Here is a 14,233-nt window from a genome sequence, read left to right on the forward strand (position 1 = left end):
TCGTGAAACCAACCCTAGGGCCAGCCATTGGCAAAGGTAAAAACCTGATGCGGCTTTGAAGGGATGCTTTAGCAGGTGCCCCGTCCCGATCAGGGATCGGGGCACTGTGCGGGATTCACGTCAGGAGGCGGGGTGGATGGCAAACACTCCTGCTCAGAGTTTGGATTCCAGCTCGGGAATCGCTTCAAACAGGTCAGCGACCAGGCCGTAGTCGGCCACCTGGAAGATCGGTGCCTCCTCGTCCTTGTTGATCGCCACGATCACCTTGGACTCTTTCATGCCGGCCAGGTGCTGGATCGCCCCGGAGATACCTGCCGCGATGTACAGGTCGGGCGCCACGATCTTGCCGGTCTGTCCGACCTGCATGTCGTTAGGCACAAAGCCCGCGTCGACCGCGGCGCGGGACGCACCCACAGCACCACCGAGCTTGTCAGCCAGTTTCTCCAGCAGGGCGAAGTTTTCACTGTTGCCCAGGGCACGACCGCCGGAGACAACCACCTGGGCGGCGGTCAGGTCGGGACGGTCGGACTGCGCGATCTCTTCACTGACAAGTTTCGACAGCCCGGCATCATGCACGGCCGCCACCGCTTCAACGCTGGCACTGCCACCGGTGGTGGCGGCCGCATCAAAGGCGGTACCGCGCACGGTGATCACCTTGATCGGGTCCAGAGACTCGACGGTGGCGATCGCGTTGCCGGCGTAGATCGGGCGTTGGAAAACATCAGCGGATTCCACCGCGGTGATATCGGACACCTGCGCCACATCCAGCAGCGCCGCCACCCGCGGCATCACGTTCTTGCCGGTGGTGGTCGCAGGCGCCACCACATGGCTGTAGTCCTTGCCCAGCTCCGATACCAGCTTGCCCAGGTTCTCCGCCAGCTGATATGCATAGGCCGCATCATCAGCCACCAGCACCTTGCTCAAACCGGGGATCTGGGACGCAGCCTCTGCCACGCTGGCGCAGTTCTCACCGGCCACCAGCAGGTGGAGTTCAGTTCCCATCTGAGCGGCCGCAGTCACGGCGTTCAGGGTTGCACCCTTGAGGGTGCTGTTGTCATGTTCTGCAATAATCAGAATAGCCATCAGATATCTCCCCTTACACGACCTTGGCTTCGTTTTTCAGTTTCTCGATCAGCTCATCCACGCTGGCTACGCGGATGCCGCCCTGGCGCTCGGCCGGCGGTGTGACCTTCAGCAGGCGGGTGTGGGCTTTAACCTCCACACCCAGGTCGGCCGGGGTCTGGACCTCCAGCGGCTTTTTCTTCGCCTTCATGATGTCCGGCAGCTTGGCATAGCGCGGCTCGTTCAGACGCAGGTCGGTGGTCACGATCGCCGGCAGCTTCAGCGCAACGGTCTGCAGCCCGCCGTCCACTTCGCGGGTCACCTCAACCTGCTCCGCGTCCACCTTGACCGCCGAGGCGAAGGTGCCCTGAGGCATGTTGGTCAGCGCGCCCAGCATCTGACCGGTCTGGTTGTTGTCGGAGTCGATCGACTGCTTGCCGAGAATCACCAGGCCCGGCTGTTCCGCCTCAACCACTTTGGCCAGCAGTTTGGCCACGGAGAGGGATTCCGGCATCGCTTCGGTATCGATCTGGATACCGCGGTCAGCGCCCAGCGCCAGGGCGGTACGAATCTGCTCCTGGCACGCCTTGGGACCGATGGAGACGACCACCACTTCGGACGCGGTACCGGCCTCTTTCAGGCGCACGGCTTCTTCAACGGCAATCTCACAGAAGGGATTCAGGGCCATCTTTACATTGGCCAGGTCAAGGTCGGAGTTATCGGCTTTAACGCGCACTTTGACGTTGTAGTCGATCACGCGCTTTACGGCGACGAGTACTTTCATGGTTAACCTCTTTTATGCCGGCGATGCGCTGATCGAATCCGGCATTGTCTCTCTTGTTATTGTGTGGCCTTGGTATCGAACCTGAGGCCTGCTCTTTTCGGGAACAGCGCCCGGGCCAGGCCCGGGTCGCTGATGCTTACTGCGGCGTTCAGAACTGCTCTTCGCTCAGCGCCATGATGCTGGCACTGCCCTTCTGCACGGTTTCCAGGCTGGCCTTGGCACGCGGCAGCAGGTGTTCGGAGAAGAACTGTGCTGTCACCAGCTTCGCCTTCAGGTATTCCGGGTCACCGTTGCCGACGTCGAGCTGCGCCTGGGCGCGCAGTGCTGATTTACCCATCAGCCAGCCGCCACAGAGGTAGCCAAACAGCATCATGAAGTGAACACTGACGCTGCCCGCGGCCGCAGGATCCGAGGCGCCATTTTCAAGCAGCCAGGTGCGCGCGGCCTGCCCGGCTTCCAGCGCCTCGCGCAGTGCCTTGCCCTGTTCGGCAAAGGCGGACTGGCCTTCCAGTGCGATCACGGTTTCTTCGATCTCGACCAGCAGCTCCGCCAGCGACTCGCCCTTGTTGAGCAGGGTTTTACGACCAACCAGGTCCAGCGCCTGGATACCGGTCGTGCCCTCGTAGATGGTCAGGATGCGGGCGTCGCGGTAGTGCTGCGCCGAGCCGGTCTCTTCGATAAAGCCCATGCCGCCGTTGACCTGGGTGCCGAGGTAAGTGATCTCCTGGGAGAGTTCGGTGATCCAGCCCTTGACAATCGGCGTCAGCAGCTCCAGGCGTGCCTGATGTTTACGCTGGCTCGCTTCATCTGGCGCGCGGCCGGCGCGGTCCACTTCTGCGGCGCCGACAAAGGCCAGAGCACGCATCGCTTCGGTGGCGGACTTCATCTGCATCAGCATGCGGCGCACATCCGGGAACTTGATGATGGCAAAGCGACTGCCGTCCTTGTTAGTGCCCTGCAGACGCTCCTTGGCATACTCCAGTGCCTGCTGGTAGGAGCGCTCGGCAATGGCCACGCCCTGCAAACCCACCGCCTGACGGGCGCAGTTCATCATGGTGAACATGTAGGCCAGACCCTTGTTGGCCTCGCCCACCAGGTAGCCGATAGCCCCTTCCTTATCGCCGTAGCTCATGACGCAGGTCGGGCTGGCATGGATACCCAGCTTGTGCTCCACAGAGACACAGTTCACATCGTTTCGCACAGCCGGATTGCCATCGGCATCGAGCAGGAACTTGGGTACCACGAACAGGGAGATGCCCTTCACACCGGCCGGTGCATCCGGCAGACGGGCCAGCACCAGGTGAATGGTGTTGTCGGTCATCTGATGATCGCCCCAGGTGATAAAGATCTTCTGGCCGGTGATCAGGTAGTGATCGCCGTTGGGAATCGCCCTGGTTTTTACCGCTGCCAGGTCGGTACCCGCATCCGGCTCGGTCAGGTTCATGGTGCCGGTCCACTCGCCGGACACCATCTTCGGCAGGTAGGTCTGTTTCAGTTCCTCGCTGCCGTGATGAGCGATCGCTTCCACCGCGCCCTGGGTCAGCAGCGGGCACAGGGCAAACGCCATGTTGGCGGATTGCCAGATTTCGTTAACGGCGGTGCCCAGCACGTTGGGCAGAGCCTGGCCGCCAAACTCCTCCTCGGCGATCAGTGAACTCCAGCCGCCTTCAGCGAACTGCTGGTAGGCTTCCTTGAAACCCGCCGTCTCTTCGACACCCTTGTCGGTCAGTTTTACGCCCTGGGTATCACCGATCACATTGAGGGGTGACAGCACACCGGAACCCAGCTTGCCCGCTTCCGTCAGGATAACGGAGGCCAGTTCGCTATTGGCTTCATCGAAGCCGTGGTCAGTACAGAGTTCGTCGAACCCGACCACTTCGTTGAGGATAAACTCGGCATCGACCTGCGGGTGTTTGTATTCGCTCATTCTCATCTACTCCTCGGTTTCAGCCCGGGGCTGCAACCTTTTTTGTTATTGGCGGCTCCGGCCACAGCGGCGGTCGGAATCCGTTTGTCAGCAGTTGATATCAGTAGTAAGTGCGGCCTTCGGCCAGGCGTGCCCTGAAGCCAGGGGTGAGCTGGTACAGAGGCCCCTGCGACTGGTGGGATTCAGCACGGTCTGCAAACTCCTGCAGACCCAGGGTGTCGATGTAGCGCAGCGCGCCACCGCGGAAACGCGGGAAGCCAAGGCCCAGAATCAGCCCCATATCCACTTCGGCCGGGGACTCGACAATGCCCTCTTCCAGACAAAGCGCGGCTTCCAGACACAGGGGGATCATCATGCGATCGATAATCTCCTGATCGCTCATCTCCACATCCACCTTGACCCGGTTGCTGATCAACTGCTGGGCGGTTTCATGCGCCTTCTTGAAGCGGCGGCCGTTTTCATCGACACCGTATTCGTAAAAGCCCTTGCCGTTTTTCTGCCCCAGGTGGTCCGCGCCAAGCAGTGCTTCGGCGATCACTTCGCCGTCATGTCCCATGCGCTGCGGAAAGCCTTCCTGCATCACATGGTCGGCGTGTACCAGGGTATCGATACCGACCACATCGGCCAGGTAGGCCGGGCCCATCGGCCAGCCAAAGGCTTCCATGACACGGTCAATGCGCTCAAATTCAACGCCATCCAGCAGTAGCCGGTTAAACGCGTTGAAGTAAGGGAAAAGAATGCGGTTAACGAGGAAGCCCGGGCAGTCGTTAACAACGATCGGGGTTTTGCCCATGGCCGTGGCATAGGCGACGGTACGGGCGATGGTGGCATCGCTGGTCTGGCTGCCGCGAATCACTTCCACCAGCGGCATCAGATGCACCGGGTTGAAGAAATGCATGCCGCAGAAGTTTTCCGGACGGCTGACGCTTTTCGCCAGCTGGTCGATGGAGATGGTGGAGGTGTTGGAGGCCAGCACCGTGTTATCAGCCACCTTTTGCTCAACATCCGCCAGTACCGCGGCCTTGACCGCCGGGTTTTCCACCACCGCTTCAACCACGATGTCGACGCCGCCGAAGGCGTCATAGTCCAGCGTCGGCGTGATACCGGCGAGAACCGCCTGTTTGCCGGCCTCGTCCAGACGCCCTTTTTCGATCTGTTTATTGAGCAGGCCAGAGGCTGTCTTGATGCCCAGCTCCAGCGCCTCATCACGGATATCCTTCATCAGGATCGGTGTACCGGTAGACGCAGACTGGAAGGCAACACCGCCGCCCATAATACCGGCGCCCAGAACCGCGCTTTTGGTTACCGGGGTCGCCTGCTTGCCCAGGCCACGCGCTTTTTTCTTCAGCAGCTGATCGTTCAGGAACAGCCCGACCAGGCTTTTCACCACATCGGAACTTGCCAGCTTCACAAAGGTATCCACCTCGGCGGCGAGTGCCTGCTCAAACGGCAGCTTGGCGTGTCGCCGAACCAGCTCCAGGATCGTGCCGGGCGCCGGGTAGTTGGGATCCAGCTTGCAGCCAGCCTGCTCGGCAACCGCCTCCAGCGCCGTTGTATCCTCCAGGGCATTCTGTTTCTGCGCCCGTTTGGCACGATAATCCTGCTTACCCTGCACCGCCTGCTGCAGCAGCTCCAGTGCTGCGCTGCGCAGTTCAGCGCTATCGACCACCTGGTCTGCCAGACCGGTGGCCAGTGCTACAGCGGCCTTCTGCGGTTTGCCGGTCATCATCCACTGCAGCGCCGTACCGGCATCGATCAGACGACTCAGGCGTACGGTGCCGCCCCAGCCCGGGCAGATACCCAGTGTCACTTCCGGCAGGCCTATGCGCGCGGTTTTATCGAGCACACGGAAATCGGTGCTCAACGCCAGTTCACAGCCACCGCCGAGCGCCATGCCGTTGACCGCGGACAGGGTCGGAAAAGGCAGGGATTCAATGCGGGAATAGAGCGCATGGGAGCGACTGATCAGCTGCTCCAGCTGCGCTTCCGGCAGCGAGAACATCTGCTGAAACTCGGTGATATCGGCACCGACAACAAAGGCGTCCTTGGCGCTGCTGATCAAGAGACCGCGTACAGTTTCAGCCTGTTCCAGTTCGGTGACCGCGGCGTCGAGTTCAGCCATCGTCAGCGTGTTCAGTTTGTTGACCGCCTCACCCTGCAGATCGAGCACCAGCTCAACCAGGCCGTCTTCAAGAGGTTTTAGGCTAACTGCCTGACCGTTAAACATATTATTTTTATCCTTCTGCTGTTTGCCGGAAAAAAAGGGGCCATTGCTGGCCCGAAAGGGCACTGGTGTCCTGCTCACTGACAAACAGTTCTGAAAAGTTGCAATGCAGCGGGAAAGGAATCCCGGGCGGGCTATCAACCTGCCCGACCTCCCGCCATCAAGGGGTTCAGACGCGTTCGAACAGCGCCGCGATCCCCTGACCGCCACCGATACAGAGGCTGACAACGGCGTAGCGACCATTGATTCGGTTCAGCTCATACAGCGCTTTCACAGTGATGGCGGCACCGGTGGCGCCAATGGGATGACCCAGAGAGATGCCGCTGCCGTTCGGGTTCACCCGCTCGCGGGGCAGATCCAGCTGCTGGCACACGGCCAGGGCCTGAGCCGCAAACGCCTCGTTAACCTCGTAGACATCGATATCGGTAACACCCAGGTTGTTGCGCTCCAGCACTTCGCTGATCGCCGGCACCGGGCCTATTCCCATGATCTTCGGATCCACACCGACCACGGAGTAATCCACCAGGCGCGCCATCGCTTTCACGCCCTGGGCTTCTGCCTCTTCACGATCCATCATCACCAGAGCGGCGGCGGCGTCGTTCATGCCGGAGGCGTTACCCGCGGTCACCGTGCCATCCTTCTTGAACACCGGTTTCAGGCCTGCCAGATCGTCCCGGGTGCAGTTGAAACGTACATGTTCATCGGTATCGAACTGGGTCGGGCCCTTGCGTCCCTTGATCTCGATCGGAAGGATCTGCTCCTTGAAATAGCCCTGCTCGATGGCGTTCTGGGCACGGTTGTGACTCAGTGTCGCCAGTTCATCCTGCTGCTCGCGGGTGATGCCATACTTCTCGGCCACGTTTTCAGCGGTCACACCCATGTGGATATTGTTGAACGGGCAATGCAGTGCACCGACCACCGGATCAAGCATGACGCCATCGCCCATGCGCTGACCGAAACGGGCATTAGGCAGCTGGTACGGCGCCCGGCTCATCGATTCGGCGCCACCGGCGATAACCGCTTTGGAGACACCCAGCTCGATCTGCTGGGCAGCGCTCAGTACCGCCTGCAGGCCGCTGCCACACAGACGGTTAACCCCCATGGCCGGCGTCGTTTCCGGTACACCGGCATTAACGGCAGCTACACGGGCCAGGTAAGCGTCGCGCGGCTCGCTTGGCAATACATTACCGAAAACGCTCTGACCGACGGACGCCGGATCGATACCGGCACGCTTGATCGCTTCCTCTGCTACCAGGCTTGCCAGCACATGGGGCGCATGGCCTTTCAGGCTGCCACCGTAGGCACCGATAGCTGTACGAACACCACTGACGACGACGACTTCACGTTTCTGCATGGGACCCTTCCTTCTTATTTTTTCCTGCTCTGCGGTGTGGAACGCAGTGCTGTCAGGCTTGATTTATTGTTGCTGCGGGAGCGGACTGCTCTCCGATTTAGGGTCTAGTTTCGGCGGGAGGGGCTGTTTCAACAATAACGAAAGAAGCCAGATACCTAACATATTCGGACAACTGTTTTATAATTAGCCGATCAGGCCTGCGCACCGCCAAACGCCACAACCGGACCCCGGACATGAAAAGCGAACGCCACTCCGTATCGATACACTTTGCCACCACGCTAGTCGCCGCCGCCAAACGGCAGGGACTCGATCACCATCAATTGCTGCATGATGCGGGACTTAACGAGCAACTGCTGACACAACCCAATCTGCGCATCACACCGCTTCAATTGAGCCGATTGACGCAGGGTTTATGGAAAAAAGCGGATGATGAGTTTCTCTGCATGGGCAGCAGGCCTTCGCGGGTTGGCGTCTTCGCACTGGTGGCCATGCATCTGGTGCACTGCCCCAACCTGCGCTCTGTCTATAAGCGCTTCTCGCAGTACTACAACCTGATTGCCGACGCCCTGGAGCTGGAGTTCAAGGTGGGTGATCAATACTCGACGCTCTCGCTCAGACTGACAGAACCGGACAAAGACCCGGACTACACCCTGCGCGAGTTTCTACTCCTGCTGCTGCACCGTTTTCCGAGCTGGCTGATCGGGCAGATCATTCCCCTGGAACGGGTTACATTCGATTTTCCGCTGCCCGCACATGCAGCGGAGCACCGGCTCATGTTTCCCTGCCGTACCGAGTATGAACAGCCCGCCAACTGTCTGGTGTTCGATAATGCCCTGCTTGATGCGCCGGTGGTGCAAACCTCGCGCACCCTGAGCCCATACCTGCGCTCCCTGCCTCTGGACTGGTTCAAGCGTCAGGCCTATTACCCGGTCTACACCCGGCGTGTCATCGACTACCTGGAGGACAGTACGGAGATAGCCACCGCCAGCATGGATGAGATTGCGGACGGACTTCATATGACCTCTCGAAATCTGCGGCGAAAATTAACGGCCGAGGGGGTCAGCTTTCAGGAGCTCAAGGACAAAGTGCGACGGGATGCCGCCATCCATTATCTGAGCCAGCCCAACCTGGGGGTGGCCGAAATAGCCCGCAAACTGGGCTTTTCCGAGCCCACCGCCTTCACCCGCGCGTTCAAACAGTGGACCGGTGTTTCCCCCAGCCTCTACAGGCGTCACTGAACGGGTTAACGCCCAGAGCCCGACGCACGCATAATCAGGCTTAGCAGTGTGCGCTGCGACCGTTTACCCGGCACCTCAGTAACCGAGGTTAAACCAGGACCCCCCCTGTCCCATCACCACGACAGCACTGGTATGCGGTTGATGCTCGTTGTTGGGGATAAAGCCAGCCCGCGCCAGGGCGGTAAATGCGAGGATTACGGCGAACAGCCGCAGAGCGGAGAAGAGCCGGCTGCCGGCGTTACGCCGGTGCGGTTTATGCGTCTTACGCAGTGTATCTGAAGAGCTATAACGCGTTGACGCAGCTGCGCCCGGGATCAATCTATTCATTTCAGCACCTTCGTTATTATTTTTTTAAAGGGCAGATATCGATCAGCGCCAGGGGGCGTGACAGGCAACCAGTCTAGGCGCCTATGCGGCAGGCTCTCTTGACATTAGCTGTCATTCGGTTGACCAAAAGCGACAATTAACGCCGACTCACGCCCGCTTGCGCAGTGATGCAGAGAAGTGCTGAAAAAGATGCACCGGGGCAGTAAAACTCAAAAAGGAAAACAGGCCCCAGACAAAGACATGGTGGACCTGGCAGGAAAAGCCTTTGCGGTCAGGGCGTTATCAGGTCGACCACCGTATCGGCAACCTCTTCCAGCTCCTGGGGTTCGGCGTAAACTCCATCGATCAGCAAACGGGCCAGGCCATGCATGGCCGCCCAGCCCGCCTGCGCCGTCTTTAACGCCGAGTGCTGGCTGGAAAGCACGCCCTGCTGCTGCATCCGCTCCACCAGATCCACCCACAGACGGAAACTGCCCCTGGAGATCTGCCGTAGCGAAGGCGTAGGCTCGCCCCGTTTCCAGATCTCTTTTCCGTACATCAGATCGTAGGTCTCGGCGTTTTCATGGGCAAAGCGGATATAGGTACGTACCCAGTTGCGAAACAGGACTTTTCCCTGTTGCGGAGCCGCCTCAACGAGAATCTCGTTGACCATGCGGTCCTGGGTTTCAAACCCCTTTTCCGCAATCGCACAGAGCAGCGCATTCTTGTCCTTGAAGTGGTGATAAGGCGCCATTCGCGATACCCCCACCTGGTCGGCGAGACGCCGCATCGACAGGCCATCCACCCCCACATCGTTAATGATCGCGTCAGCGGCGCTCAGCAGCGCCTGGCGCAGATCGCCGTGGTGATAGGGCTTGGTCGAGGGTTTAGTCATGGTTCTGGCCGCTGGATAGCTTTTGACGAAACTTTAAATAGAAAACTTGACGAAACTTTAAACAGCGAACTTGACGGCGTCAAGTTTGGGCGCTAACTTGACGCTGTAAAGATAACGACAACAAGAAACGATCGATAAGGCGATTACCGCCCCGAGAGGCTCCCGATATGACCACACACCGCTACCCGCACCTGATGGCTCCCCTGGATCTGGGCTTTACCACCCTGAAAAACCGGGTGTTGATGGGCTCGATGCACACCAACCTGGAAGAGGTTTCCGAAGGCTTCGATAAACTGGCCAGCTTCTACGCTGCCCGCGCCCGTGGCGGAGTCGGTCTGATTGTCACCGGCGGTATCTCCCCCAATGAAGAGGGGGTGGTGTTCCAGGGTGCGGCGAAAATGGACGATGAAGCCGAGCTGGATAACCACCGCCTGATCACAGACGCAGTGCATGAAGCCGGCGGCAAGATCTGCATGCAGCTGCTGCACGCCGGCCGCTATGCCGCCACACCCGCAGCCGTGGCTCCGTCGGCACTGCAGGCCCCGATCAGCCGCTTTTGCCCCCATGAACTCAGCGATGCGGAGGTCGAAAAACAGATCGACGACTATGCCCGCGCCGCCAAGCTCGCCCAGCAGGCCGGTTATGACGGCGTCGAACTCATGGGTTCGGAAGGCTATCTGATCAACCAGTTCCTGGCCGCGCGAACCAATAAACGCGACGACCGCTGGGGCGGGAGCTACCCGAACCGCATGCGTTTCCCGCTTGAAGTGATCCGTCGTGTGCGTGAGCGTGTCGGCGACCAGTTCATCCTGATCTATCGCCTGTCGATGCTCGACCTGGTCGAAAATGGCAGCACCTGGGACGAGGTCCTGACCCTGGCCAAGGCCGTCGAGCAGGCCGGCGTCAGCATCATTAACACCGGCATCGGCTGGCATGAGGCGCGGGTACCCACCATCGCCTCCAGTGTGCCCCGCGCCGCCTTTACCGGCGTGACCGCCAAGCTGCGCGCCGAGGTCAAAGTGCCGCTGATCACCTGCAACCGCATCAACACACCGGAGGTGGGCGAGCAGGCCATCGCCGCCGGCCATGCGGATATGATCTCCATGGCACGACCGTTTCTGGCCGATCCCGACTTCGTTGCCAAGGCAGCCGATGGCCGGAGTGATGAAATAAACACCTGTATCGGCTGTAACCAGGGCTGCCTCGACCATGTTTTCGAGGGCAAGATGACCACCTGCCTGGTCAACCCCCTGGCCTGTCGGGAGTATGAGCCGGAACCCCTCCCGGCCGAGACAGCGCGACGTATCGCTGTCGTTGGCGCAGGCCCGGCCGGAATGATGGTGGCAGCGGTGGCGGCCGAGCGTGGCCACCGCGTGACCCTGTTTGAATCCCGTACCAGCCTTGGTGGCGAGTTCGAGATAGCCGCCCGCATCCCCGGCAAGGAGGAGTTCTACGAGACCCTGCGTTATTACGAAAAGCGCTTCGAAAACGCCGGTGTCGAAGTACGACTTGGCCAGACCGCCGACAGGGATCAACTGCTGCAGGGCGGCTTCGACGATGTGGTTATCGCCACCGGTGTACGCCCCTGGACTCCCCCTATTCCGGGTATCCAGGACGCACAAATCCTCGATTACCTGGACGTACTGGAGCACGGCAAGCCGGTGGGCAAACGGGTGGCGATTATCGGCGCCGGTCCGATCGGCTTTGATGTAGCCGAGTACCTGACCGAACCGGACGACCATGTACACCAGGGCAAGGAAGGATTCATGGCCGAATGGGGCGTGGATGCAAGCTTCGAGAGCCGCGGCGGCCTTATCGAGCCGCAACCGACTCCGAGCGTTGACCGCCAGATCCACATGCTGGAAGTCCGGGATGTGAAGGTCGGCTCGGAGCTGAGCAAAACCACCGGCTGGATCCACCGCGAGGTACTGAAAAAGCGCAACGTAGCGATGTGGGGCGGCGTAACGTTCAAACAGGTGGATACCCACCGCATCAGCCTTGAGCACCGCGGCGAAGACAAAGTACTCGATGTGGATACGGTGATTGTCTGCGCTGGTCAACGTTCCCGTGACGATCTGGGCAGCCAGCTGGAAGGAACCGACATCAACCTGCACCGCATCGGCGCTGCCAGAGACAGCCGTGGTATGGATGCCAAACTGGCCTTTGCCGAGGCCCTGGAATTAGCCGGAAAGCTCTGACCCAGCCCTGATACCAGTGGCCAGGGATAGGCCAACAACTGAGTGAAACAGGGACGTTTCACGGTTTATTTAACACTCTGCCTTCGGCGTACTCACCGAAGGACCGCCCCTTTCCGACCCACCTCATCCAAAACGCCAGCAAACCAATAACCTGTCGCCAAAAGCGTCGAAATCCGCAGCAAAATCGACAAAAACCACCACCCTAAATCCACACAGTTAATCTGTGTTCCAAGCATAATATGTCAAGCAGGCTGCGCATTTTATCAAGCAGCGCCTGGCCTTCGTCCCTAAAGTCATAGGCAAGTCGCAACAGGTCAGCCCCCCGCTTCAATACAGGCTGACCCGGACCAGAAAGAGGATTGGAAGTGCTCTCCCCGAATGTGGACGGCTTTCCTCTCAAGGCTCCAGAACATAATAAAAAGACGTGACCAGATGCGAACCGATATAAGCCTCAACACCCGACCAGTCGGTGTCATTCAAATCCCCAACCGAGGGGGCAGCGTTCCTTTCCCCGAGGAGCCCAACCGCCTCGACCCTAGTAGTGAACCCACAGGCGTTCGCACGCCGACCACAGCCGAACACTTTCCGTCATAAAAAAAACAAGTGAGGAAAAGATGATGAATCACCTTAGCTCCAGGCCAGGGCGAGCAAAGTTCAAACGCAAGCCACTGAGCCTGCGCATCGCCCAGGCAGCCTTTGCCGGCTCTCTGGCTCTTGCCGCTGCACCTCAGGCCTACGCGCTCAACTTTACTACCGACAGCGGCCTGTCCATCGACCTGGATACCACCCTTGGTTACAACGTCCAGTGGCGCCGGGAAAGCCAGGACCCGAATGTTCAGGACTTCGGCGGCCTGGGTTTCCTGGTCAACGATGGCAACAACAACTTCGACAAGGGTGATATGACCCAGAACCAGGTCAATTTCAGTTCCGACCTGGATATCAACTACGGCGCTGGCGGTGTCTTTGCCCGCGCACGCGGCTGGTACGACGAGGTCTACGATGACGACAGCCTGGCCGTGGCTGATTACCAGCAGGATGGTATAGACGAGCACAAATCCAAGATCGAACTGCAGGATCTGTTCTGGTACCACGGCTTCGATATGGGTGATCAGTACCTGAGCCTGCGTGTCGGTGAACAGGTGGTCAACTGGGGTGAAAGTCTGTTTATCCAGGGCGGTATCTCCACCGCCATGGGTCCGCTGGATGCGACCAAGGCGAGTTCCCCGGGTACTGCGCTGAAGGATATCTTCATGCCGATCGGCCAGGTCTACGGTGAACTGGCAATTAACGACGTTCTTTCTGTTGGCGCCTACTACCAGTATGACTGGGAAGAGACCCGTATCGATGCGCCTGGCACTTACTTCAACATCCTGAACGGTCTGGGTCAGGAATCGGTTGGTGATACCTTCGCCGGCATGCCGGTCACTGAAAACACCCCGGATAAGGGTCAGTACGGCGTAGCCCTGCGTTATCTCGCAGAAGACCTTAACAGCACCGAGTTTGGCTTTTACTACCTCAACTACAACGATTTTACACCGGGTCTGCAGGTGTTCTCCGCCGCCACGCCCAGCCCTACAGGCTCATCGTCCAACCTCAATCATGAATACTTCGAGGACATCGACCTTTACGGCATGAGCTTTGGCACCGTATTCGGTGACATGAACGTCAGCGGCGAGATCTCCTACCGCGACGGTATTCCGGTGCGTGTGGAAGCACCCGGATTCCTCTTCGTGCCCGGCGAAGCAATGCAGGCACAGGTATCCGGTATCTATATTTTCCCGCAGAACCCGCTGGCGGACACGCTGACTTTCACCGGCGAGGTGGCCTACAACCGCCTGATGGATATCGACTACGCGGGTGGCAAGGATAGCCTGCACTCGTCGAAGGATAACAGTGGTGCCAGTGCCGTACTCAGCCTGAAAGCCAGCTACCTGAATCTGGTAGGTGGTTTGGATATGGATATAACAGGTACCTACCGTAACGACTTTGACGGTCGCTCTCCGGTGGAATTCACCTTCACCGAAGGTACTGAGCAGTTCGCACTCAAGACCGACTTTACCTACCTGGGCCAGCATAAGTTCGGCGCCAGTTATGTCTGGTATCTCACCGATACCGATGACGTGATCGACAAGTTTGGCGGCCTCTCCTTCGGCCACCTCAATGCCGACCGCGACTACTTCGCCGCCTACTACAAATACACGTTCTAAATCATAAACCTATAAAAAAAATCGGGCTCAAGCCCGAG

At 59.3% G+C, this 14,233-nt stretch carries 10 protein-coding genes; 3 read left to right on the plus strand and 7 right to left on the minus strand.

Annotated features, from left to right (window positions below; genetic code table 11):
- Nucleotides 1-153: 153 nt before the first annotated feature.
- The 5 genes from ACQUQP_RS16210 to ACQUQP_RS16230 form a co-directional block, all read right to left on the minus strand.
- Nucleotides 154-1,083: an electron transfer flavoprotein subunit alpha/FixB family protein gene (locus tag ACQUQP_RS16210; protein ID WP_432696071.1), complete on the minus strand. Its 930-nt coding sequence runs from the start codon at nucleotides 1,081-1,083 to the stop codon at nucleotides 154-156.
- Between the two features lie 13 nt (nucleotides 1,084-1,096).
- On the minus strand, nucleotides 1,097-1,846 hold the full coding sequence (locus tag ACQUQP_RS16215) for an electron transfer flavoprotein subunit beta/FixA family protein (protein WP_432696072.1): 750 nt from the start codon (nucleotides 1,844-1,846) through the stop codon (nucleotides 1,097-1,099).
- Nucleotides 1,847-1,994: 148 nt separating this feature from the next.
- Nucleotides 1,995-3,773 carry an acyl-CoA dehydrogenase gene (locus ACQUQP_RS16220; RefSeq protein ID WP_432696073.1) on the minus strand — a complete coding sequence of 593 codons (1,779 nt, stop codon included), beginning with the start codon at nucleotides 3,771-3,773 and terminating at the stop codon, nucleotides 1,995-1,997.
- Nucleotides 3,774-3,873: 100 nt separating this feature from the next.
- Entirely contained in the window at nucleotides 3,874-6,000 is a 2,127-nt protein-coding gene (gene fadB / locus ACQUQP_RS16225; RefSeq protein ID WP_432696074.1) for a fatty acid oxidation complex subunit alpha FadB, read from the minus strand.
- Between the two features lie 166 nt (nucleotides 6,001-6,166).
- Nucleotides 6,167-7,351: an acetyl-CoA C-acyltransferase family protein gene (locus ACQUQP_RS16230; protein ID WP_432696075.1), complete on the minus strand. Its 1,185-nt coding sequence runs from the start codon at nucleotides 7,349-7,351 to the stop codon at nucleotides 6,167-6,169.
- Nucleotides 7,352-7,584: 233 nt separating this feature from the next.
- Between ACQUQP_RS16230 and ACQUQP_RS16235 the strand changes: the two genes are divergently transcribed.
- Entirely contained in the window at nucleotides 7,585-8,589 is a 1,005-nt protein-coding gene (locus ACQUQP_RS16235) for an AraC family transcriptional regulator (protein WP_432696076.1), read from the plus strand.
- Nucleotides 8,590-8,664: 75 nt separating this feature from the next.
- On the opposite strand, the gene ACQUQP_RS16240 is transcribed toward ACQUQP_RS16235, so the two are convergent.
- Nucleotides 8,665-8,916, minus strand: coding sequence for a hypothetical protein (locus ACQUQP_RS16240; protein WP_432696077.1), 252 nt, complete (start codon nucleotides 8,914-8,916; stop codon nucleotides 8,665-8,667).
- A gap of 271 nt (nucleotides 8,917-9,187) precedes the next feature.
- The gene (locus tag ACQUQP_RS16245) at nucleotides 9,188-9,790 is read right to left on the minus strand and encodes a TetR/AcrR family transcriptional regulator (RefSeq protein ID WP_432696078.1); all 603 of its coding nucleotides are present in this window, start codon (nucleotides 9,788-9,790) and stop codon (nucleotides 9,188-9,190) included.
- A 167-nt stretch (nucleotides 9,791-9,957) separates the two neighbouring features.
- On the opposite strand from ACQUQP_RS16245, the gene ACQUQP_RS16250 reads away from it, so the two are divergent.
- Together ACQUQP_RS16250 and ACQUQP_RS16255 are read left to right on the plus strand one after the other, a co-directional pair.
- A complete protein-coding gene (locus ACQUQP_RS16250; RefSeq protein ID WP_432696079.1) occupies nucleotides 9,958-11,988 on the plus strand; it encodes an FAD-dependent oxidoreductase in 2,031 nt (676 codons plus the stop codon).
- 617 nt (nucleotides 11,989-12,605) lie between these two features.
- Nucleotides 12,606-14,195, plus strand: coding sequence for a DUF1302 domain-containing protein (locus ACQUQP_RS16255; protein WP_432696080.1), 1,590 nt, complete (start codon nucleotides 12,606-12,608; stop codon nucleotides 14,193-14,195).
- The last annotated feature ends 38 nt before the right edge of the window (nucleotides 14,196-14,233 follow it).

The organism is Marinobacterium sp. YM272 (genome assembly GCF_050908845.1).
GTDB lineage: Bacteria > Pseudomonadota > Gammaproteobacteria > Pseudomonadales > Balneatricaceae > Marinobacterium_D.